Here is a 19,701-nt window from a genome sequence, read left to right on the forward strand (position 1 = left end):
CCCTGGCGCCGAGCTCGTAGCGGTCGACGGATTCGCCGGAATTAGAGCAGTGCGCTCAAGCCCTGCAGCGCGGCAACCACGGTCTGACGCCGCACTGCATCGCGATCACCAGCGAACTGGAACAACTGCGCAGTGGCATAGCCGCCGCGCCGCTTCCAGCCGATCCATACCGTGCCGACCGGCTTGTCCTCACTGCCGCCACCCGGGCCGGCGATGCCGGTCACCGCCACCGCGATGCTCGCACCGGAATTGACCAGCGCGCCCGACACCATTTCGATCACCGTTTCGCGGCTGACCGCACCATGCACTTCCAGCGTCTGCGGCCGCACGCCCAGCAAGGCCTGCTTGGCCTCGTAGCTGTAGGCGGCCATGCCGCAATCGAACCAGTGCGAGGACCCCGCCACATCGGTGACCGCCTTGGCGATCCAGCCACCGGTGCAGCTCTCGGCAGTGACCAGGCGCTCGCGCGCGGCAAGCAGCTGCTGACCGAGGCGTTCGGCCAGCTGCTGCAGTTCGGAATCGGCGGACATGGACATGGGCACGGCGCATGAAGAAGCAACCGACGTTTTAGCCGAATTCGCCGCGCCTGTCTGCGCTGGCGCCCAATCCGCGCCAGCGACGACGTGGCCGAGGTTCAGTGGCGGTGTGCAGCCGATGGCAACGGGCATCGGCTGCGCTGGTAACCGGATCGCAAGGATATCGGCGGCTGGCGGACATTCTCACGCCTGCACGACTGCTGCAGACACGCATTCGGTCGCGCCAGCAACAGAACCCACCGTCACCCAGCGCGATCGCCACACCGCCGGCAGATATCGGCCTGCCCCGACAACGGCAATCTGCACGGCTGGCACAAGCCGACCGTGCAGCGTCGCTCACGACTCCCAGTCTTCGCGACGATCGGGCAGCATCGCCCGCAGTGGCGCACCGTCGTCGCCGGCAGCCAGGCGCTCGGCCTCGACCATCGGCAGGTCGACCTCCAGCAACCAGCCGTCCTCGTCGGACTGCTCGCCGCGCACCACTTCCAGTTGGTGCAACTTCGAGCGCAGACGGCCGGCCGACGGCGGCAACCGCAGTTGCCCGGTCACATGGCGCAGGTCCAGTCGCTGCCCGAGCGCATGCTGCAATTCCTGCAGCCCGCGTCCGTCGCGCGCGGAGACCCACACCCGCTCGCGCCGCGCCTGGTCGGGAATGCCGTCCTGCGCATCGTGACGCACCTGCGCCCCTTCGATCTTGTCGATCTTGTTGAATACCAGCAGCTGCGGCAGATCGCCCGCACCTACCGCATGCAACACCTCATCGACCTGCTGGATGCGTTCCTCGCGCAGCGGGTCGGCCGCATCGACGATATGCAACAGCAGATCGGCGTCGCGCGCCTCGGACAAGGTCGAACGGAATGCGGCGACCAGTTGGTGCGGCAGGTCGCGCACGAAGCCGACCGTGTCGGCCAGGATCGCACTGCCGCCCGGCAGCGCGATGCGGCGCACGGTGGGATCGAGCGTGGCGAACAACTGGTCGGCCACGTAGGCCTCCGCACCGGTCAAGGCGTTGAACAGCGTGGATTTGCCGGCATTGGTGTAACCGACCAACGCAATCCGCGGCAGTTCGCTGCGCATGCGCGCACGCCGCATCTGGGTGCGCTGCACCTCGACCTTTTCCAACCGCTGCTGCAACTGCTCCACCCGCTTCTGCAGCAGGCGACGGTCGGTTTCCAGCTGGGTTTCGCCAGGGCCGCGCAGGCCGATCGAGCCGCCGCGCTGACGTTCCAGGTGGGTCCAGCCGCGTACCAGCCGGGTGGCCATATGCCGCAACTGCGCCAGCTCCACCTGCAGCTTGCCCTCGTGGCTGCGTGCCCGTTGCGCGAAGATGTCCAGGATCAGGCCGGTGCGGTCGATCACGCGCCGCTCCAGATAGCGCTCCAGATTGCGCTCCTGGCCGGGCGACAAGGTGTGATTGACCAACACCAGATCCGCACCGGTGGCCTCGGCGGCGGCCTTGATCTCTTCCAGCTTGCCGCTGCCGATCAAGGTCGACGGGTTCGGTTTGTCGATGCGCGCAGTGAGCGTGGCCGCCACCGTGGCGCCCGCCGACTTGGCAAGGTCGGCGAACTCCTCCAGCACATCCTCTTCGGCAGGCCCACCGGAGTGGGTCTGAATCAACAACGCGTGTTCACCCTTGCGTGAGCGATCAAACACGCACTACTCCATTACTGCTCGACGTCGTCATCTTCCGCCTGGTTGCCTTCATTGGATTGCACATACCCACCACCCGGTCCCACGCGCACATTGCGCGCCGGCACGACCGTGGAGATGGCGTGCTTGTAGACCATCTGACTCACGGTATTGCGCAGCAGGACCACGAACTGGTCGAACGACTCGATCGTGCCCTGCAGCTTGATGCCGTTGACCAGATACACAGAAACCGGCACCCGCTCGCGCCGCAGCGCGTTGAGGAATGGGTCCTGTAAAGATTGCCCCTTAGCCATCGAAAACTCCTCTTCATTATTGTTCTTATAGTCCCGGTCGACACCTGCCATCCCCAGCCGGCCCCGGAAACGGGATGTTACACGCCTGAAGCCTGCCGTACAGCGGGACGTTGACCGAGGAAGCCGACAAGTGCACTTTCCAATCGTTGGCGGTCATGCTCCGGGTCGAACCAGCGCGCGTCGAGCTCGCCACGCAGCCAGGTGAGCTGCCGCTTGGCCAGTTGACGGGTGGCCTGCACCGCCTTGTCGCGAAAGTCGGCCAGGCGACCGGCCCCATCCAGGTACTCCCAAGCCTGGCGATACCCCACCGCGCGCACTGCGGGCAGATCCAGCGGCGCGGAGACTGCACGCAGTTGCGGCAGTGCCCGCAGACGTTCCACCTCGGCCAGGAAGTCCTGTGCCAGCATCGTGTCCAGGCGCTGCTCGATGCGTGCATGCAGCACCGCGCGCTCGCGCGGCGCCAGCACCACCTTCAGCACCCGCACCGGCAAACGGGGACCCGAAGGCAGCGCCTGCCAGTAGCTGATCGGCCTGCCGCTGATGCGGTAGACCTCCAGGGCGCGCTGGATCCGCTGCGGATCGGTGGTGTGGATGCGCGCCGCCGCGACCGGGTCGACGTCCGCCAGTTGTGCGTGCATCCGCGCCCAGCCAAGTTCCCCGGCTTCGGCTGCGATTGCCGCGCGCACCGCCGGATCGGCCTCGGGCAACTGCGACAGCCCTTCCAGCAAGGCGCGGAAGTACAGCCCGGTGCCGCCGGCCAGAATCGGCAGCTTGCCGCGCGCCACGATCTGCTCGATCGCCTGCCGCGCATCGCTGGCAAATTCCGCCGCCGAATAGATCTGCCAGGGCTCGCGCAGATCGATCAAGTGATGCGGCACTGCCGCCCGCATCGCCGCATCCGGCTTGGCCGCGCCGATGTCCAGGCCGCGATACACCAGCGCCGAATCGACACTGACGATCTCGCCGTTCCAGCGCTGCGCGGCGTCCAGTGCCAGCGCGGTCTTGCCGCTGGCGGTCGGCCCCATCAGCGCAATCGCCAGCGGGCGGCGGTCGGCCGGCATCAGTCCTCGTCCGGCCAGCGAATGCTCGGTGCCGCAGGCGCGCTCACGCGCGGCAGCGGAATCGCCGTCATCGCGCTCCACACCTTCAGGGCATCCACGGTGGCGGCCACATCATGCACCCGCAGCAACATCGCGCCGTGTTGGGCGGCGATCAGATGCGCGGCGACCGAGCCGTATACGCGCTCTGCGGCGAGCTGGTGCCCGGTCAACTCACCGATGCTGCGCTTGCGCGAGAGCCCCGCGAGCACCGGCAGACCGAACTCCTGCAGGCGCTGCAACTGCGCCAGCACGGTCAGATTGTGCGTGGTGGCCTTGTCGAAGCCGAACCCCGGGTCGAGGATCAAGCGGCGCTTGTCGATCCCGGCCATTTCGGCCGCGAAGATGCGCTCGGCCAGGAAGCGATGCACCTCGGCCACCACGTCGTCATAGTGCGGCGCGTCCTGCATCGCATGCGGCGCGCTGCGTGCATGCATCAACACCACCGGCACCCGCAATTCGGCTGCCGCATCCAGCGCCCCCGGCGAGCGCAGCGCATGCACGTCGTTGATCATGCCGGCGCCGGCCGCGACCGCCGCGCGCATCACCTCCGGCTTGTAAGTATCCACGCTGATCGGGACAGTGGTCTGCTGCGCCAATGCCTGGATCACCGGGACCACGCGCTGCAGCTCTTCCTCCAGCGATACCGGCGTGGCACCGGGGCGGGTGGATTCGCCACCGATATCCAGCACCGCAGCGCCCTGCTCGACCAGCCTCAAACCATGCGCGATGGCGGCGTCGCAGCTGGCGTGCTGGCCGCCGTCGGAAAACGAATCCGGCGTGACATTGACGATTCCCATCACCTGCGGCGCATCCAGTCGCAGCGCGCGACCGGCGCAATCCAGCTTGAGGGCAGTATCGAACATCGGTGGTGTCTCCTTGGATGGTTGCGATCAGCGCCGCCGGGGCGAGGCGTCGCTACAACGCATCAAGGCCGGGAATCGCTTCCCGGCCTTGATGGATGCTGCTGCAGCTGACCGATGCGTCGGTTACAGCTGCTCGGCCGGCCCGGCGATCGGCGGCAACGGACGCGGGCTGCCCTTGTCGTTGTTGTTGCCACCGTCCTTGTCGGACTTGCCCCAACCCGCCGGCGGCGGCGGCTCGCGGCCTTCCATGATGGCGTCGATCTGCGGCACGTCGATGGTCTCGTACTGCAGCAGCAGCTGCGACATCGCGTGCAGCTTGTCCAGGTTCTCGGTGAGGATGGCCTTGGTCTTGCTGTAAGCCTTATCCAGAATCGAGCGCACTACTTCGTCGATCTTGCGCGCGGTCTCGTCGGACACGTTCTTGTGCTGGGTGACCGAGCGCCCCAGGAACACCTCGTCCTCCTCCTCGCCGTAGGCCACCGGGCCGAGCTCGTCGGACAGGCCCCACTTGGTCACCATGTTGCGTGCCATCTTGGTCGCACGCTCGATGTCGTTGGACGCGCCGGTGGTGACCTTGTCGCCACCAAAGATCAGTTCTTCGGCAACGCGGCCGCCGTACAGCGAGCACAGCTGCGACTCGATCGCCACGCGATTCATCGAGTAGCGGTCGCCCTCGGGCAGGTACATGGTCACGCCCAGCGCACGACCACGCGGAATGATGGTGACCTTGTAGACCGGGTCATGCTCGGGCACCAGACGGCCGACGATGGCATGGCCTGCCTCGTGGTACGCGGTGAGCGTCTTCTCGTCCTCGCTCATGGCCATCGAGCGGCGCTCGGCACCCATCAGGATCTTGTCGCGGGCACGATCGAAGTGGTCCATGCGGACTTCCTTCTCGCTGCCGCGTGCGGCAAACAACGCCGCCTCGTTGCACAGGTTGGCCAGGTCGGCACCGGAGAAGCCCGGCGTACCGCGTGCGATGACCATCGGCACCACGTCGTCGGCCAGCGGCAGCTTGCGCATGTGCACACGCAGGATCTGCTCGCGCCCCTTGACGTCCGGCAGGCCGACCACGACCTGGCGGTCGAAACGGCCCGGACGCAGCAGCGCCGGATCCAGCACGTCGGGACGGTTGGTCGCCGCGATGACAATCACGCCTTCGCCGCCTTCGAAACCGTCCATCTCAACCAGCAACTGGTTCAGGGTCTGCTCGCGCTCGTCATGCCCGCCGCCGAGACCGGCGCCGCGATGACGGCCCACCGCATCGATTTCGTCGATGAAGATGATGCACGGCGCATGCTTCTTGGCCTGCTCGAACATGTCGCGCACGCGGCTGGCACCCACGCCGACAAACATTTCCACGAAGTCCGAGCCCGAGATGCTGAAGAACGGCACCTTGGCCTCGCCGGCGATCGCCTTGGCGAGCAGCGTCTTACCGGTACCGGGCGGGCCGACCATCAACACGCCGCGCGGGATCTTGCCGCCCAGCTTGGTGAACTTGGTCGGGTCGCGCAGGAAGTCGACCAGCTCGCCGACTTCTTCCTTGGCCTCGTCGCAGCCGGCGACGTCGGCAAAGGTGATCTTGACCTGGTCCTCGCCCTGCAGCTTGGCGCGCGACTTGCCGAAGCTCATTGCGCCCTTGGCGCCACCGCCACCGCCCTGCATCTGGCGCATGATGAACAGCCAGAAGCCGATGATCAGGATGACCGGCAGGAAATTGAGCACCAACGACCAGAAGCCGGGCCCGGTGGAGGGCTTCTGGCGGGTCATTTCGATGTTCTTGCTATACAGCACGTCGACCAGCTTGTCGTCGCGCGGACCGTAGACGGTGGCTTCGCTGCCGTCGGTGCGCTTGAAGCGGATCGCGTTGACCGCCAGGTTGGTCTCGTCGGTGTAGTCCACCGACTTCACGCGGCCCGAGTCCACTTCCTTCAGGAACTGGGTGTAGGTGATCGAGTCGGGGCCGACACCGCCCGCCATCCGCGGCGAGAAGCTCTGGAAGACGACCATCAGCACAACCGCGACGACCACCCACAGCAGCAGATTCTTGGTCAAGTCGTTCATCCTCATTGGCTCCGGTGCCCTCTACTCTTCAAATTCTTGAAACACGGTGGTCATTGGCAGCTTACTTGATCTGGGCACGCTTGCCCTGACCGAGCGCATAAACTTCCGGGGAGCGCTTGCGCGAGGCCGCCGGCTTGCGAATCGTCACCTTGTCATAGCGGCGGCGAAGCTCACGAATGTAATCGTCGGACCCGACACCCTGGAACAGCTTGATCAGGAACGCCCCGCCCGGTTTGAGGTGGGTGTCGGCAAATTCCATCGCCAGTTCCGCCAGGTGCATCATCCGCGGTTGGTCGACCGCATCCATGCCACTCTTATTGGGGGCCATATCGGACAGCACAAGGTCCACCGGCACATCGCCCAGCATCGCCTCGAATTCCGATAGGACGGTTTGCTCCCTGAAGTCGCCGTGAAGGAACTCCACGCCGGCCAGCGGCGGCATCTCCAGGATATCCAGCGCCACCACCCGGCCGCTGTCGCCCATGGACTTGCGTACCTGTTGCGACCAACCGCCTGGCGCCGCGCCCAGGTCGACCACCACCATGCCCGGCTTGAGCAGGCGGTCGCGCTGGAGCAGCTCTTCCAGCTTGTAGGCCGCACGCGAGCGCATGCCTTCGGCCTGCGCCTTCTTGACGAACGGATCGGCGAAGTGTTCCTTGAGCCAGCGCTGGCTGCTTTTACTACGGGAAGGCATCGGCAAAGGGGTCTGAACGGGTCGCCATGATACCCTGAACACCCTTTGCTGCCCTTTGATCCTGCATGTCCATTGTTCTCACCTCCGCCCAGAACCGTTTCCTGCGCGGCCAGGCCCACGATCTCAAGGCACTGCTGCAAACCGGCGGCAAAGGGGTCACGCCGGCATTTCTGGCCGAACTCGAGGAAGTGCTCGAGCGCCACGAACTGATCAAGGTGAAGGTGACATCGGAGGATCGCGAGGCCCGTGACGCCATGATTGCCGAACTGACCGAGCAGACCGGCAGCGCGCTGGTGCAGCGGATCGGCCATGTCGCCATCCTGTACCGCCCCAGCAAGGAAAAGCGTCAGATCGTGCTGCCGCGCGGCTGACCCGACGAGTTCGACATGCCCTTAAGCCAGGAACACCCCGACTACACCTATGCGCTGCGCGCGGCCGATGGCCGCCACGCCAAGGTGAACGATCAGATTCTGCAGCGCAGCTTCATCCTGATGCCCGACGAGCTGGTGGAAGGCTGGCCGGTCTCCGGCCTGGAACAGCTCCAGGTCGCGCATATGGACGCGGTGCTGGCGCTCGCCCCGGCGGTGATCCTGCTCGGCACCGGCGAGCGACAGCAGTTCCCGAAGACGGACGTGCTGGCAGCCTGCCTGACCCGCGGCATCGGCCTGGAAGCGATGACCAATGCGGCTGCGGCACGCACCTACAACGTGCTGGCCAGCGAAGGCCGCCGGGTGGCACTGGCGATGATTCTTGAAGGCCGGGATTAGGGAGTCGGGATTGGGGATTTGCAACTGCGGGCTGGAGCAGGTGTCGCTCTCATGCCAACAGCAGGAGCGACACCCCGAGCAATCTTCAGGCCGCTAGAACGCATCTTCCACGCGGCAGCATCAGCCCAGCGCCGTTGCCGTTGCGAATCCCAAATCCCGAATCCCGAATCACTTCTTAGGCAGATACAGCAACGGATCCACCGGCTTGCCGTTGTAGCGGATCTCGAAGTGCAGCATGTCGCGGGCCGCGCCGCTGCGGCCCATCTCGGCGATCTGCTGGCCTGCCTTGACGCTCTGGCCTTCGTTGAGCAGGCGCTTGCGGTTGTGCCCGTAGGCGGACAGCCACTGGTCGTTGTGCTTGATGATGATCAGCTCGCCGTAGCCGACCAGGCCGGCGCCGGAGTACACCACCACACCGTCGGCCGCGGCACGCACCGCCTGCCCGCTGGCACCGGCGATGTCCACGCCCTGCTTGGTGGTCTCGCCGCTGACGAAGGTGCCGACCACCACGCCGTCGGCTGGCCAGCGCCACGGAAATCCGCTGCTGACCGGTGCTGCGATCGGGGCACTCGGGCGCGGCGGAACCACCGTACCGGCGCTGGAGCTGCTGCCGCCCGGCCTACTGGCTCCGGGCGGATAGAGCTTGAGGGTCTGGCCGGGATAGATGGTGTTCGGCGAGGACAGGCCATTCCAGGCCGCCAGATCCGGCGCGGTGATATTGGTGCGGCGCGAGATGGCGTATAGCGTGTCGCCGCGCTGCACGGTGACGGTCGCGCCCGGGCGCGGCACCGACGGACGCGGCGCTGTGGACGGACGCGCGGACGCCGAACCACCGCCGGCTCCGGGCGAGCGCACCACCGTGGCGCTGCTGCAGGCGCCCAGCCCGACGGCGACTGCGAGCAGGACTGCTGTCTTACGTACCGAGTTCATCTGCAACTTACTCATCCGTTGGTTGTCTTCCACACCAGCCAGCCCGCGCCCACCGCCAGGACGGCCATGGCCACCCAGCCCAGCGGCTCGATCCAGCGATGCAACGCGGCCTCGGCACGCGCCCCACCCAGCCGGATCGCGCCGGCCACCAGATACACGCGCTTGCCGCGCCCCACCAGCATGCTGGCAATGAAGGGCAGGATCGGCACGCCGACCACGCCCGAGGCCCAGGTAAAGATCTTCAACGGGATCGGGGTGAAGCCCACCAGCACCAGCGCCCAGAAGGCCTTCCACGGCGAATCGGCGACCAGCGTGCGCAACGTCTCGATCTGCGCCTGGATCTTGGCGCTCCAGCCCAGCCATTCGATCAGCGGCTGCAAGGCGGCGAAGGCGAAATGGCCCAGCAGATAACCGACCAGCGCGCCGCAGACCGAGCCGATCAGGCTCAAGGTGGCGAACCACAGGGCGCGCCTGGGTTCGGCCAGCGACATCGGCGCCAGCATCACCTCCGGCGGTACCGGGAAGATGAAGCCCTCTACGAAACTGAGGCCGGTTAGCAGCGCCGGAGCGCGGCGATTGCGCGACCAGCGAATGGCCACGTCGTACAACGGCCCGAAGATCTTCATCGAAAAACTCTCATGGATTCAATCCAGCATGCCCGACAACAGCGGGACGAACGTGACCGGCGCCAGAACCTGCTGCTCGATCGCGCCGTCGGCAGTGCGCGTGAGTTGCACCAGTGACTGCGACGAGGCGCCACCGACCGGCGCGACCAGCCGCCCGCCGACCGCCAGCTGATCGACCAGCGCGTCGACCAGCGCCGGGGCGGCGGCGGTGACCACGATGGCATCGTAGGGGCCATGTTCGGGCCAGCCGATGCGGCCGTCGTCGTGCTTGCTGCGCACGTTCATGCCCAGATGGCGGAAGCGCTTGCGCGCCTGCCGCAGCAGGTCGCCGATGCGCTCGACGGTGTACACCTCCAGCCCCAGCGCGGCGAGAATCGCGCCCTGGTAGCCGGAGCCGGTGCCCACTTCGAGCACTTTGGTCGGGCCAACCTGCAGCACCGCCTCGGTCATGCGTGCGACCACCCAGGGCTGCGAGATGGTCTGGCCGTGGCCGATCGGCAAGGCCGTGTCTTCGTAGGCACGCGAGGCCAGCGCTTCGTCGATGAACAGATGGCGCGGCACGGTGCGCACCGCATTGAGCGTGGCCTCGTCCTGGATGCCAGCCTCGCGCAGGCGCTCGACCAGCCGGTCGCGCACGCGTTGCGAGGTCATGCCGATCCCGACCGATTCCGGTTGTAGCCGCAGCCTCGGCGTCATGCCGGCGTATCCAGCGCGGCGGTCAGGCCGCCCACCCAGCCGGCCACCGTCTCCAGCGCCTGATAGCGGGTCAGGTCGACATGGATCGGGGTGATCGAGATATGCCCGGTGCGCACGGCATGGAAGTCGGTGCCGGCGCCAGCGTCCTGCTCCGGCCCGGCCGGGCCGATCCAGTACACGGTGCGGCCGCGCGGGTCGCGCTGCGGCACGCAGGGCTCGGACCGGTGGCGGTTGCCCAGCCGGGTGACCTCGAAACCGAGCACCTCCGACCAGGCCAGGTCCGGCACGTTGACGTTGAGGATGGTATCGGCGGGCAACGGGTCGGCCTTCAGCCGCGCCACGATCTCCACCGCGGCGCGCGCGGCGGTTTCGTAGTGATGCGCCTCGTGATTGTGCGTCACCAGCGAGACCGCCACCGCCGGCAGGCCGAGGAAGCGGCCTTCCATCGCGGCGGACACGGTGCCCGAATAGATCACGTCGTCGCCGAGATTGGCCGAGTTGTTGATGCCGGAGACCACGATGTCCGGGTCGTAATCGAGCATGCCGGTCAGCGCCAGATGCACGCAGTCGGTCGGCGTGCCGGCAACCGCGCAGGTCTGCGCGTCGATGCGGCGGGTGCGGATCGGCACATCCAGCGTCAGCGAGTTGCTGGCGCCGGAACGGTCGCGGTCGGGCGCGACCACCATCACTTCATGACCGGCATGGCGCAGCGCCTCGGCCAAAATCTGGATGCCGGGGGCGTCGACACCGTCGTCGTTGCTAACCAGTACGCGCATGGGACTCCTCGGAAAACCGGGTCATGATACCGGATGCGTCCGCGCCCTTCGCGCTTGATCTTCGCTTGCGCCTGAGGTTGGGCAGGTTAGGCTGTGAGCATGTCGCATCCTGAAGACGAAGACGACGGCGCGCTGTTCCGCGCAGCGATCGGCGCGGTCAAGCCGATTCGTGAAGTCGCCCCACCGGCCAATGCCAAGCCGCGCCCCAAGCCGCGCGCACGCATGGCCGAGCGCGACGATGCGGAAGCGCACACCGAATTCGCGCGTCTGCTGCGCGACAGTGCGCCGCTGGAGGCGGGCGATACCGCCAGCTACCGGCGCGAGAATCTTCCCACCCGATTGTTTCAGCGACTCAAGCGCGGTCAGTTCTCGATCCAGGACGAACTGGACCTGCATGGCGCTACCGCCGCGCAGGCCGAAGCCCTGCTGCGGCAGTTCCTGCTGGAAGCGCATGCGCACGACCATGGCTGCGTGCGCATCATCCACGGCAAGGGGCTGCAGTCGGACAACGGCGCGCCGGTGTTGAAAAACCTGATGGATCGCCTGCTGCGTCAGCGCAACGACGTGTTGGCGTTTCACTCCGCGCCGGCCACGCAAGGTGGCACCGGAGCATTGCTGGTGTTGCTGGCGCGGCGTTAGCGCCGATTGGGCGATGGGTCGCCGATGTAGGCATGCGCTTGCGCAAAGGACGCGTTGATGGGCAGGCCTGTCGCGGCCAGGTCCGCTCCTACGGCGGTGACGTGATTGCCGGGCGGCCAACGACAACCGAGCAGGCCTAGGCGTCGGAACGCAGGCCGGCGTTGAGACGGCCGGCGTCGCTGACCTCGCCCAGCTCCCACAGCACCGCGGTGGCGTAGCAGCCCGGCGGCAGTGCGAATGAGATCTGCAGGCTATCCGCATCCAGCCAGCGATACGCCAGCTGTTGCGGACGCAAGCGCAGTGCGCGGCGCTCCTGCTTCAAGCCCGCGGCCTCCAGGCCTTGTCGCAGCACCTCCGATTGCGGGTCCGACAACGCGCCCTGCTCCACCGCCGCGGCCTGCGCGGTCGAACGCAGCTCACCGGCGCCCCACAACGGCCCGCTGGGATGGATATCGAAGCGCGCCAGACGCTCTGCCAGTACATCGGTGAACGGTTCGGGGCCGAACACGCTGCGCGAGCCATCCAGCATCCACGCCTCGCCATCCAGCGCGGTGTCCCAGCTGCCCTGCTCCACGCGCGCGGTGAGCACCCGATTGAACAACGCCGAGCGCGCCGCCGACAGCAGCATCGAGCGTTGGTCGTTGCGCAGCCGCCGCCGGGATGCCGGCGCCGCCGACAAGGTGCCGTCGGCATTGGACACATAACCGAACATCGCCAGTGCGGAGGCCACATTGCCACCATCGCGGCCGAAACGCTGTTCGCCAAACCAGTTCGGGATACCACGCGCGGCGATCGCCTGCAGGCGCTGTTCGATCGCCGCGTGCTCGCCCTGCACCTGGCGCAACGTCAACACGAAACGATTGCCCAGCAGTGCGCCGCGTTGCAGCTTGCGGTTGTGCCAGGTGCTGGCGATGACCTGCATCTCATCGTCGTCGAGCGCGGCGAGCTCCGGCGCGATGCGCTTGGGCAGATGCACGCTGAAGCGCTGCGTGGTCACCGCATGGCGGTCCTTCAGCCCGGCGTAGCTGACGCCCATCTCGGCGATTCCGGCCCACTGCGCGAGTTTCTTTGCGATATAGGCGGTGTTCTGCCCACGCTTGCGGATGGTGAGCAACAGGTGCTCGCCCTCGCCGGTTGGCTCGAAGGCAGGCAGCTCATCGACCTGAAAATCTTCGGGCGTGCTGCGCATTGCCGCGCCGAGGACCGCAGCGCCATGCGCACGCGGCAGAACAGAGGTGTCGCTCATGCTGTGATTTACCTTCGCGCCGACAGGTCGTGCGCTATGTGCCGAATGTCTCGGCGCGGTGGTGTCGCGGTGCGACGCCAAGACGAGCCCGGCGCAGGTAACCGCGATCTGGAGCAGCTGGAACAGCTGGCCGGCAGTGGCCGGATGCGTGGACGGCAGGCTCAGCACTGCAGGGTATGCGGGATGATCGCCATGCCCGGCACCGTCCATGCCACCGACGGTGCGCGCAGGCGTTTGGCAGTCGCGGTCAGCCGGCGATCTTGCCGAGCAACACCGCAGCTTGGGCGGCGATGCCCTCGCTGCGGCCGGTGAAGCCGAGTTTTTCGCTGGTGGTGGCCTTGACGCTGACCGCATCGAGTTCGATCGCCAGCAGGCCGGCAATACGCTCGCGCATCGCCAGCGCATGCGGGCCGATCTTGGGACGCTCACAGATCACGGTGACATCGGCATTGCCGACCCGCCAGCCACGCTCGCGCAGCAAGTGATCGCAATGCTGCAGGAACTGCGCGCTGTCGGCGTCCTTCCAGCGCGCGTCGGACGGCGGGAAGTGCTGACCGATATCGCCCAGCGCCAGCGCGCCCAGCATCGCATCGCATAGCGCATGCAACACCACGTCGCCATCGCTGTGCGCGAGCACGCCGTGGCTGTGCGCGACGCGCACGCCGCCCAGCATCACGTGGTCGCCCGCACCGAACGCGTGCACGTCGTAGCCCTGACCGATTCGAAAATTGAAAGACATGGTAATCCGTGGTGATTAGGGAGCGTCGGCGTCGTGGTGCGCACCAGCGGACAGCGCATCGGTGTGGCCAACGACCGCCCCGGCGCGCGGGTCGGTTGCAGGCGACTGGGCATCCACTGCAACACCTCGGCGCGCCAGTTCGAATTCGAAGCGCGCCAGATCCGTTGGCGTGGTCACCTTGAAGTTGTCTTCGGCACCTTCCACCAGCAACGGGCGCAATCCCAGCCGCTCCATCGCCATCGCCTCGTCGGTCACGTCCACCCCGGCCGCCGACGCCTCGGTGAGGCCGCGGATCAGTTGATGGCGACGGAACAGCTGCGGGGTCAGCGCGCGCCACAGCCGCTCGCGTGGCTCGGTGGCATCGATGCCGCCATCGTCGCCGGCCCGCTTGAGCGTGTCGCGCACCGGCGCAGCCAGGATCGCGCCGACCGGATCGCCGCGACCGATTTCCAGCAGACGCTCCAGATCGGCCAGCGCCAGATTGGGCCGCGCGGCATCGTGCACCAGCACAAAGTCATCGGCACGCACGCTCTCCGGCAAGGCCAGCAATCCGACCAGTACCGATGCCGCACGTGTCCCGCCGCCGACGCAGGTCAGCACCGGCTTGCCCTGCACCGAGGTCCAGCCCGGCCAATCCGCATCGTCGGGCGCGATGGCCACCACGATGCCGGCCACCACCGGATGCGCGGCAAGCGCCGCCAGCGTATAGGCCATCAGCGGTTGCCCGGCAGCGGACAGATATTGTTTGGGGGTCTGCCCACCGAAGCGCGTGCCGCGCCCGGCGGCCGGCACGATCGCCCAGATCGAACCGGTCATGGCTGTTCCGCCGGAGCGTCAGGCTCGACGGGCGCAGCGGACGGCGCGGCCACTGCGGGCGGCAGCGGCGGTGCATCCTCGACCACGCGATAGAACGTCTCGCCCGGTTTGATCATGCCCAGCTCGCTGCGCGCGCGCTCTTCGATTGCCGCCTCGCCGTCCTTCAAATCCTTCACCTCTGCTGCCAACGCCTGGTTGCGTTGGCGCAGACCTTCGTTGTCCTGTGTCTGATGCGCGACCTGGGCTTCCAGCATCATCACTTCGCCGGAATTCCCAGGCCCGAACCAGAAGCGGTACTGCAGCCAAGCCAGCAGCACCGCCAGCACCAGCAGTAGCCAGCGCCAGTTGCGCACGGCTTAGCGCTTGAGCGAAACGAACGCGTCGCGGCCGGCGTAACGCGCGCCGGAGCCCAGCGCCTGCTCGATGCGCAGCAACTGGTTGTACTTGGCGACGCGGTCGCTGCGGCACAGCGAGCCGGTCTTGATCTGCGTGGCGGTGGTGGCCACGGCGATGTCGGCGATGGTGGTGTCTTCGGTTTCGCCCGAGCGGTGCGAGACGATCGAGGCATAGTTGGCCGCATTCGCCATCGCAATGGCTTCCAGCGTCTCGGTCAGCGTGCCGATCTGATTGACCTTGATCAGGATCGCGTTGGCGGTGCCCGAGTCGATGCCCTGCTTGAAGATCTTCGGGTTGGTGACGAACAGATCGTCGCCCACCAGCTGCACCTTCTTGCCGACGCGGTCGGTGAGCAGCTTCCAGCCGGCCCAGTCGTCCTCGGCCAGGCCGTCTTCGATGCTGATGATCGGGTACTGCGCGACCCAGTCGGCCAGGAAGTCGACGAACTGTTCGCTGGTCAGGCGCTTGTTTTCGCCAACCAGGTTGTACTTGCCGTTGTCGTAGAACTCGCTGGAGGCCACGTCCAGGCCCAGCAGCACGTCTTCGCCGGCGGTGTAGCCGGCCTTGCCGATCGCCTCGAGGATGGTGTCCAGCGCTTCGACGTTGCTGCGGAAGTCCGGTGCAAAGCCGCCTTCGTCGCCCACCGCCGTGCTCAGGCCGTGGCCCTTGAGCACCGACTTGAGCGCGTGGAAGATTTCGGTGCCGGCACGCAGCGCTTCGGAGAACGAGCTGCAGCCGACCGGCAGCACCATGAACTCCTGGAAGTCGACGTTGTTGTCGGCATGCGCGCCGCCGTTGATGATGTTCATCATCGGCACCGGCAGTGCCACGTCGGACTCGGTGATGGTGGACAGGTACTGCCACAGCGGCTGCTTGCGCGAGGCGGCCACCGCATGCGCGGCGGCCAAAGAAACCCCCAGCAGCGCGTTCGCGCCCAGGCGGCCCTTGTTCTCGGTGCCGTCCAGGTCGATCAGGCGACGGTCCAGACCCTGCTGGTCGGCCGCGTCAAAGCCCTTGAGCGTCTCGGCGATGGTGCCGTTGACGTTCTGCACCGCGTGCAGCACGCCCTTGCCCAGGTAGCGGGTCTTGTCGCCATCGCGCAGTTCCACCGCTTCCTTGGTGCCGGTCGAGGCGCCCGAGGGCACGGCAGCGCGGCCGAACGAGCCGTCGTCCAGCGTGACTTCGGCCTCCAGCGTGGGATTGCCGCGGGAGTCGAGGATTTCGCGGGCGAGGATCTTGGCGATAGTGGTCATAGGTCGATCGGTTACCAGTAAGGGGGAAGTACACCGGAAACAAGCTGCGGGATTATCGCCGCACACCGGCACATTGCCAAATCGCGTGAAGCTGCCGCACGCAACAGGCCGGCACACATGCCGCTAGGCCATCAAGCCCAGCAGCGGTAGCCCAGACAGCAGCAGCAAGACCGACAGCAACACCAACGCAAAGATCGCTGCGCCGGATTGGCGAGCCAGCCGCAACGCCAGCGGACCGGCGATCAGGCAACTTGTGATCGCGACTGCGGCCAGCAGCAGCGTGACCAGCATTGGCACCCGCGTGGCCTGCATGGCATGGTCGCCGTCACCCGGCATGCCGATGCTGGCAGCGACCAGAAACACCATTGCGGCCATGCACGCCCACGCGGCGATCGATGCGACCAGCGCGATCCAGCCCCAGGGCCAGTGGCGCCACTGCCGACGCTGGCGCTGCGACGCGGCCAGCGCCCAGGGATCGGAACTCATGCGAAGCGCGCGAATCCGTGCTTCTTGGTGACGGCATCCAGCTCCATCAGGGTCTCGAGCAGCTCTTCCATGCGGTCCAGCGGCCAGGCGTTGGGGCCATCCGACAAGGCCTTGGACGGGTCCGGATGGGTTTCGGCAAACAGGCCGGAAATGCCCACCGCCACCGCCGCGCGCGCCAGCACCGGCACGAACTCGCGCTGGCCGCCGGAACTGCTGCCCTGCCCGCCCGGCAACTGCACCGAATGGGTGGCATCGAACACCACCGGGCAGCCGGTGTCGCGCATCACGCTCAGCGAGCGCATGTCGCTGACCAGATTGTTGTAGCCGAACGAGGCGCCACGCTCGCAGACCATGATCTGCTCGTTGCCGGTCGACTTGGCCTTGTCGACCACCGGCTTCATGTCCCACGGCGCCAGGAACTGGCCCTTCTTGATGTTGACCGGCTTGCCGGCGGCGCAGACGTTCTTGATGAAATCGGTCTGGCGCACCAGGAAGGCCGGGGTCTGCAGCACGTCGACGACGGCGGCGACCTCGTTCATCGGGGTGTATTCGTGCACGTCGGTCAGCACCGGCACGCCGATCTGCTGCTTTACCGCAGCCAGCACCTTCAGGCCCTCTTCCAGGCCCGGGCCGCGAAAGCTGGTGCCGGAGGTGCGGTTGGCCTTGTCGAAGCTCGACTTGAAGATGAAGTTGATCCCCAGCTTGCCGGTGATTTCCTTCAGCTTGCCGGCCACGTCCAGCTGCAGCTGCATCGACTCGATCACGCAGGGGCCGGCGATCAGAAACAACGGCTGATCCAGGCCAACGTCAAAGTCACACAGTTTCATCAGGTCACCTATTGATTAAAGCCCCTCTCCCGTCGGGAGAGGGGTTGGTGTGCGGGTACGGTTGCGAAGCGCTGCTGAAGTGCGATGGTTTGCCCTGGCTGACGCGTGGCGACGCGTTCGTCATGGCTGCCATCTTCCGGTGCGTTGCGACGCCCCTCATCCGGCGCTGCGCGCCGGCTTCTCCCGACGGGAGAAGGAGTGGCTCAGGCACGCGCTTCCTTCAGCAGTTTTCCGCCCGCCTTCTTCTCGCGCGCGGCGCGCACGAAGCCGATGAACAGCGGATGCCCGTCGCGCGGGGTGGACAGGAATTCCGGATGCGCCTGGCAGGCCAGGAACCACGGGTGCGCATCGCGCGGCAGCTCCACCATCTCTACCAGCGTGTCGTCCATCGACTTGCCGGAGATTACCAGGCCGGCGTCTTCCAGCTGGGTGCGGTAGCGGTTGTTGAACTCGTAGCGGTGGCGGTGACGCTCGGCGACCACATCCTTGCCGTACACCTCGCGCGCCAGCGTGCCCGGCTTGAGCCGCTGCTCCTGCAGACCCAGCCGCATGGTACCGCCCAGGTCGGACTTCTCGTCGCGCTTTTCCACTTCGCCGGTGGCGGTGCGCCATTCGGTGATCAGGCCGATCACCGGGTGTGGCGACTGGCGGTCGTTCTCGGTGCTGTTGGCTGCGTCCAGATCGGCCACGTGGCGGGCATAGTCCACCACCGCCGCCTGCATGCCGTAGCAGATGCCGAAGTACGGCACTTTGTGCTCGCGCGCATATTTGGAGGTGAGCACCTTGCCTTCGAAACCACGGTCGCCGAAGCCGCCCGGCACCAGGATGCCGTCGATATCCTGCAGCGCAGCCATGTCGCTGCCTTCCAGATCCTGCGCTTCCAGCCACTTCAGGTTGACCTTGGTGCGCTGGCGCAGACCGCCGTGACGCAGCGCTTCGGCCACCGACTTGTAGGCGTCCTGGTGGTCGACGTACTTGCCGACCACCGCAATGGTGACCTCGTCCAGCGGGTGCTTGACCGCATCCACCACCGCAGCCCATTCGGACAGGTCGGGCGCAGCCACCTTGTCGCGCAGCTTGAACTGATCGATGACCAGTTCGTCCAGGCCCTGGCGACGCAGCTCCAGCGGCATGCCGTACAGCACGTCGATATCCGGGCAGCTGATCACCGCGCGCTCGGAGACGTTGGTGAACAACGCGATCTTGCGGCGCTCCGAATCCGGCACCGCCTGCTCGGAACGGCACAGCAGTACGTCCGGCTGGATGCCGATCGAGCGCAGCTCCTTGACCGAATGCTGGGTCGGCTTGGTCTTCAACTCACCGGCAGCGGCGATGTACGGCACCAGGGTGAGGTGCATGAACATGGCCTTTTCGGCACCACGCTCGGTGCGCACCTGGCGGATTGCTTCCAGGAACGGCAGCGACTCGATATCGCCGACGGTGCCGCCGATCTCGATCAGCGCCACGTCGAACCCGGCGGTGGCCTCGTCGATGCAACGGCGGATCTCGTCGGTGATGTGCGGGATCACCTGCACGGTGGCGCCCAGGTAATCGCCGCGACGCTCCTTGCGGATCACGTTCTCGTAGATCCGGCCGGTGGTGACCGAGTTCTTGCGCGACAGCCGCGTGCGCACGTAGCGCTCGTAGTGACCCAGATCCAGATCGGTCTCGGCGCCGTCGTCGGTGACGTAGACCTCGCCATGCTGGAACGGGCTCATCGTGCCCGGGTCCACATTGATGTACGGGTCCAGCTTCATCATCGTGACCTTCAGGCCACGCGCTTCCAGAATGGAGGCAAGCGAAGCGGCGGCAATGCCCTTGCCTAGCGAGGACACTACGCCGCCGGTAACAAAAATCAGGGGGGTCATGGGGCTTGAAGCCTCCCGGAAAGCCATAGTTTAGCGGGTGACGGGCGAATGCCCAAGGGTTGCGTGACGATCATGTCGTCACAGCGGCGAAAAACGCGCTGCGCCTGGCGCCCAAATGCAGACGCCCCGACCAAGGCCGGGGCGTCCGTGTGGCGTTGTGCCGTCGCGCGATGGAATCAGCGCGCCGGCTTTTCTTCTTCCTCTTCCTCGCGCGTGGCGGCGTCGGCCTTGGGCTTGTGTGCCGCGGCGGCGGCGCGGCGCTCGGCCTTGCGCTCGGCTTCGGTCTTGGCCTTGGCGTCGTCGGCCTTCTGCGCGCTGGCACCGGCGCCCTGCCCGGTCTGCTGGGGAGCGGCCTGGGCCATGGCAGGAAGCGCGGCCACTGCGGCAGCACCGAGGGTGAGCATCAGGATGTGCTTGAACTTCATGGTGTCCT

The 19,701-nt window shown here is 66.6% G+C and carries 23 protein-coding genes; 3 read left to right on the forward strand and 20 right to left on the reverse strand.

Annotated elements, in window-relative coordinates; translation table 11 throughout:
- Positions 1 to 41: 41 nt before the first annotated feature.
- The 7 genes from AC1KVE_RS12975 to rlmE form a co-directional block, all read right to left on the reverse strand.
- Positions 42 to 536, reverse strand: a complete 495-nt coding sequence (locus AC1KVE_RS12975; RefSeq protein WP_039515969.1) for a CinA family protein — start codon at positions 534 to 536, stop codon at positions 42 to 44.
- Between the two features lie 336 nt (positions 537 to 872).
- Positions 873 to 2,192: a ribosome rescue GTPase HflX gene (hflX, locus tag AC1KVE_RS12980; RefSeq protein ID WP_024939578.1), complete on the reverse strand. Its 1,320-nt coding sequence runs from the start codon at positions 2,190 to 2,192 to the stop codon at positions 873 to 875.
- Positions 2,193 to 2,203: 11 nt separating this feature from the next.
- A complete protein-coding gene (hfq, locus tag AC1KVE_RS12985) occupies positions 2,204 to 2,482 on the reverse strand; it encodes an RNA chaperone Hfq (RefSeq protein WP_005915027.1) in 279 nt (92 codons plus the stop codon).
- A 77-nt stretch (positions 2,483 to 2,559) separates the two neighbouring features.
- Positions 2,560 to 3,543, reverse strand: a complete 984-nt coding sequence (gene miaA / locus AC1KVE_RS12990; RefSeq protein ID WP_024939577.1) for a tRNA (adenosine(37)-N6)-dimethylallyltransferase MiaA — start codon at positions 3,541 to 3,543, stop codon at positions 2,560 to 2,562.
- Positions 3,543 to 4,445 (reverse strand): dihydropteroate synthase, encoded by a 903-nt coding sequence (gene folP / locus AC1KVE_RS12995; RefSeq protein ID WP_481092256.1) that lies wholly within the window; start codon positions 4,443 to 4,445, stop codon positions 3,543 to 3,545. Before folP ends, miaA begins: the two co-directional genes overlap by 1 nt.
- A 123-nt stretch (positions 4,446 to 4,568) precedes the next feature.
- The gene (gene ftsH / locus AC1KVE_RS13000) at positions 4,569 to 6,509 is read right to left on the reverse strand and encodes an ATP-dependent zinc metalloprotease FtsH (protein ID WP_024939575.1); all 1,941 of its coding nucleotides are present in this window, start codon (positions 6,507 to 6,509) and stop codon (positions 4,569 to 4,571) included.
- 61 nt (positions 6,510 to 6,570) lie between these two features.
- Positions 6,571 to 7,203: a 23S rRNA (uridine(2552)-2'-O)-methyltransferase RlmE gene (rlmE, locus tag AC1KVE_RS13005; RefSeq protein WP_016904005.1), complete on the reverse strand. Its 633-nt coding sequence runs from the start codon at positions 7,201 to 7,203 to the stop codon at positions 6,571 to 6,573.
- 65 nt (positions 7,204 to 7,268) lie between these two features.
- Here rlmE and yhbY point away from each other — a divergent pair, with 65 nt between their 5' ends.
- Positions 7,269 to 7,574, forward strand: a complete 306-nt coding sequence (gene yhbY, locus AC1KVE_RS13010) for a ribosome assembly RNA-binding protein YhbY (RefSeq protein ID WP_024939574.1) — start codon at positions 7,269 to 7,271, stop codon at positions 7,572 to 7,574.
- Between the two features lie 15 nt (positions 7,575 to 7,589).
- Positions 7,590 to 7,970, forward strand: a complete 381-nt coding sequence (locus tag AC1KVE_RS13015) for an Mth938-like domain-containing protein (RefSeq protein WP_016904007.1) — start codon at positions 7,590 to 7,592, stop codon at positions 7,968 to 7,970.
- Positions 7,971 to 8,138: 168 nt separating this feature from the next.
- Here the strand turns inward: AC1KVE_RS13015 and AC1KVE_RS13020 are convergent, their stop codons facing one another.
- Genes AC1KVE_RS13020 through surE form a run of 4 tightly spaced genes read right to left on the reverse strand, consistent with a single transcriptional unit; the run spans position 8,139 to position 10,998 of the window.
- A complete protein-coding gene (locus tag AC1KVE_RS13020; RefSeq protein ID WP_166771215.1) occupies positions 8,139 to 8,915 on the reverse strand; it encodes a peptidoglycan DD-metalloendopeptidase family protein in 777 nt (258 codons plus the stop codon).
- A complete protein-coding gene (locus AC1KVE_RS13025; protein ID WP_016904009.1) occupies positions 8,912 to 9,526 on the reverse strand; it encodes a YqaA family protein in 615 nt (204 codons plus the stop codon). The genes AC1KVE_RS13020 and AC1KVE_RS13025 overlap by 4 nt, the downstream gene beginning before the upstream one ends.
- An 18-nt stretch (positions 9,527 to 9,544) precedes the next feature.
- Positions 9,545 to 10,222, reverse strand: coding sequence for a protein-L-isoaspartate(D-aspartate) O-methyltransferase (locus AC1KVE_RS13030; protein WP_481092255.1), 678 nt, complete (start codon positions 10,220 to 10,222; stop codon positions 9,545 to 9,547).
- Positions 10,219 to 10,998, reverse strand: a complete 780-nt coding sequence (surE, locus tag AC1KVE_RS13035) for a 5'/3'-nucleotidase SurE (protein WP_054592807.1) — start codon at positions 10,996 to 10,998, stop codon at positions 10,219 to 10,221. Before surE ends, AC1KVE_RS13030 begins: the two co-directional genes overlap by 4 nt.
- Before the next feature lie 99 nt (positions 10,999 to 11,097).
- Between surE and AC1KVE_RS13040 the strand changes: the two genes are divergently transcribed.
- Positions 11,098 to 11,637 (forward strand): Smr/MutS family protein, encoded by a 540-nt coding sequence (locus tag AC1KVE_RS13040; RefSeq protein WP_435014642.1) that lies wholly within the window; start codon positions 11,098 to 11,100, stop codon positions 11,635 to 11,637.
- 136 nt (positions 11,638 to 11,773) lie between these two features.
- On the opposite strand, the gene truD is transcribed toward AC1KVE_RS13040, so the two are convergent.
- From truD to AC1KVE_RS13085, 9 genes are all read right to left on the reverse strand, one after another.
- The gene (truD, locus tag AC1KVE_RS13045) at positions 11,774 to 12,883 is read right to left on the reverse strand and encodes a tRNA pseudouridine(13) synthase TruD (protein ID WP_481092254.1); all 1,110 of its coding nucleotides are present in this window, start codon (positions 12,881 to 12,883) and stop codon (positions 11,774 to 11,776) included.
- Positions 12,884 to 13,130: 247 nt separating this feature from the next.
- Positions 13,131 to 13,622 (reverse strand): 2-C-methyl-D-erythritol 2,4-cyclodiphosphate synthase, encoded by a 492-nt coding sequence (ispF, locus tag AC1KVE_RS13050; protein ID WP_039515953.1) that lies wholly within the window; start codon positions 13,620 to 13,622, stop codon positions 13,131 to 13,133.
- 15 nt (positions 13,623 to 13,637) lie between these two features.
- Positions 13,638 to 14,438, reverse strand: coding sequence for a 2-C-methyl-D-erythritol 4-phosphate cytidylyltransferase (ispD, locus tag AC1KVE_RS13055; protein ID WP_481092253.1), 801 nt, complete (start codon positions 14,436 to 14,438; stop codon positions 13,638 to 13,640).
- Positions 14,435 to 14,791, reverse strand: a complete 357-nt coding sequence (gene ftsB, locus AC1KVE_RS13060) for a cell division protein FtsB (protein ID WP_016904016.1) — start codon at positions 14,789 to 14,791, stop codon at positions 14,435 to 14,437. The genes ispD and ftsB overlap by 4 nt, the downstream gene beginning before the upstream one ends.
- 3 nt (positions 14,792 to 14,794) lie before the next feature.
- Positions 14,795 to 16,087, reverse strand: a complete 1,293-nt coding sequence (gene eno, locus AC1KVE_RS13065) for a phosphopyruvate hydratase (protein WP_481092252.1) — start codon at positions 16,085 to 16,087, stop codon at positions 14,795 to 14,797.
- A gap of 123 nt (positions 16,088 to 16,210) precedes the next feature.
- Positions 16,211 to 16,453, reverse strand: coding sequence for a hypothetical protein (locus AC1KVE_RS13070; RefSeq protein ID WP_024939566.1), 243 nt, complete (start codon positions 16,451 to 16,453; stop codon positions 16,211 to 16,213).
- Positions 16,454 to 16,569: 116 nt separating this feature from the next.
- A complete protein-coding gene (gene kdsA, locus AC1KVE_RS13075; protein ID WP_006453321.1) occupies positions 16,570 to 17,400 on the reverse strand; it encodes a 3-deoxy-8-phosphooctulonate synthase in 831 nt (276 codons plus the stop codon).
- A 203-nt stretch (positions 17,401 to 17,603) separates the two neighbouring features.
- Positions 17,604 to 19,268: a CTP synthase gene (locus tag AC1KVE_RS13080; RefSeq protein WP_024939564.1), complete on the reverse strand. Its 1,665-nt coding sequence runs from the start codon at positions 19,266 to 19,268 to the stop codon at positions 17,604 to 17,606.
- A gap of 176 nt (positions 19,269 to 19,444) precedes the next feature.
- Entirely contained in the window at positions 19,445 to 19,693 is a 249-nt protein-coding gene (locus AC1KVE_RS13085) for a hypothetical protein (RefSeq protein WP_024939563.1), read from the reverse strand.
- Positions 19,694 to 19,701: the final 8 nt, after the last annotated feature.

The sequence above is a fragment of the Xanthomonas sp. NCPPB 2864 genome (assembly GCF_056675615.1).

What these genes read in the sequence shown, in the direction of transcription:
- AC1KVE_RS12975 (WP_039515969.1), bottom strand. Translation starts at nt 536, where the DNA reads ATGTCCATGTCCGCCGATTCCGAACTGCAGCAGCTGGCCGAACGCCTC.
- hfq (WP_005915027.1), bottom strand. Translation starts at nt 2,482, where the DNA reads ATGGCTAAGGGGCAATCTTTACAGGACCCATTCCTCAACGCGCTGCGG.
- miaA (WP_024939577.1), bottom strand. Translation starts at nt 3,543, where the DNA reads ATGCCGGCCGACCGCCGCCCGCTGGCGATTGCGCTGATGGGGCCGACC.
- folP (WP_481092256.1), bottom strand. Translation starts at nt 4,445, where the DNA reads ATGTTCGATACTGCCCTCAAGCTGGATTGCGCCGGTCGCGCGCTGCGA.
- ftsH (WP_024939575.1), bottom strand. Translation starts at nt 6,509, where the DNA reads ATGAACGACTTGACCAAGAATCTGCTGCTGTGGGTGGTCGTCGCGGTT.
- rlmE (WP_016904005.1), bottom strand. Translation starts at nt 7,203, where the DNA reads ATGCCTTCCCGTAGTAAAAGCAGCCAGCGCTGGCTCAAGGAACACTTC.
- yhbY (WP_024939574.1), top strand. Translation starts at nt 7,269, where the DNA reads ATGTCCATTGTTCTCACCTCCGCCCAGAACCGTTTCCTGCGCGGCCAG.
- AC1KVE_RS13015 (WP_016904007.1), top strand. Translation starts at nt 7,590, where the DNA reads ATGCCCTTAAGCCAGGAACACCCCGACTACACCTATGCGCTGCGCGCG.
- AC1KVE_RS13020 (WP_166771215.1), bottom strand. Translation starts at nt 8,915, where the DNA reads ATGAGTAAGTTGCAGATGAACTCGGTACGTAAGACAGCAGTCCTGCTC.
- AC1KVE_RS13025 (WP_016904009.1), bottom strand. Translation starts at nt 9,526, where the DNA reads ATGAAGATCTTCGGGCCGTTGTACGACGTGGCCATTCGCTGGTCGCGC.
- AC1KVE_RS13030 (WP_481092255.1), bottom strand. Translation starts at nt 10,222, where the DNA reads ATGACGCCGAGGCTGCGGCTACAACCGGAATCGGTCGGGATCGGCATG.
- surE (WP_054592807.1), bottom strand. Translation starts at nt 10,998, where the DNA reads ATGCGCGTACTGGTTAGCAACGACGACGGTGTCGACGCCCCCGGCATC.
- AC1KVE_RS13040 (WP_435014642.1), top strand. Translation starts at nt 11,098, where the DNA reads ATGTCGCATCCTGAAGACGAAGACGACGGCGCGCTGTTCCGCGCAGCG.
- truD (WP_481092254.1), bottom strand. Translation starts at nt 12,883, where the DNA reads ATGAGCGACACCTCTGTTCTGCCGCGTGCGCATGGCGCTGCGGTCCTC.
- ispF (WP_039515953.1), bottom strand. Translation starts at nt 13,622, where the DNA reads ATGTCTTTCAATTTTCGAATCGGTCAGGGCTACGACGTGCACGCGTTC.
- ispD (WP_481092253.1), bottom strand. Translation starts at nt 14,438, where the DNA reads ATGACCGGTTCGATCTGGGCGATCGTGCCGGCCGCCGGGCGCGGCACG.
- eno (WP_481092252.1), bottom strand. Translation starts at nt 16,087, where the DNA reads ATGACCACTATCGCCAAGATCCTCGCCCGCGAAATCCTCGACTCCCGC.
- AC1KVE_RS13070 (WP_024939566.1), bottom strand. Translation starts at nt 16,453, where the DNA reads ATGGTGTTTCTGGTCGCTGCCAGCATCGGCATGCCGGGTGACGGCGAC.
- kdsA (WP_006453321.1), bottom strand. Translation starts at nt 17,400, where the DNA reads ATGAAACTGTGTGACTTTGACGTTGGCCTGGATCAGCCGTTGTTTCTG.
- AC1KVE_RS13080 (WP_024939564.1), bottom strand. Translation starts at nt 19,268, where the DNA reads ATGACCCCCCTGATTTTTGTTACCGGCGGCGTAGTGTCCTCGCTAGGC.
- AC1KVE_RS13085 (WP_024939563.1), bottom strand. Translation starts at nt 19,693, where the DNA reads ATGAAGTTCAAGCACATCCTGATGCTCACCCTCGGTGCTGCCGCAGTG.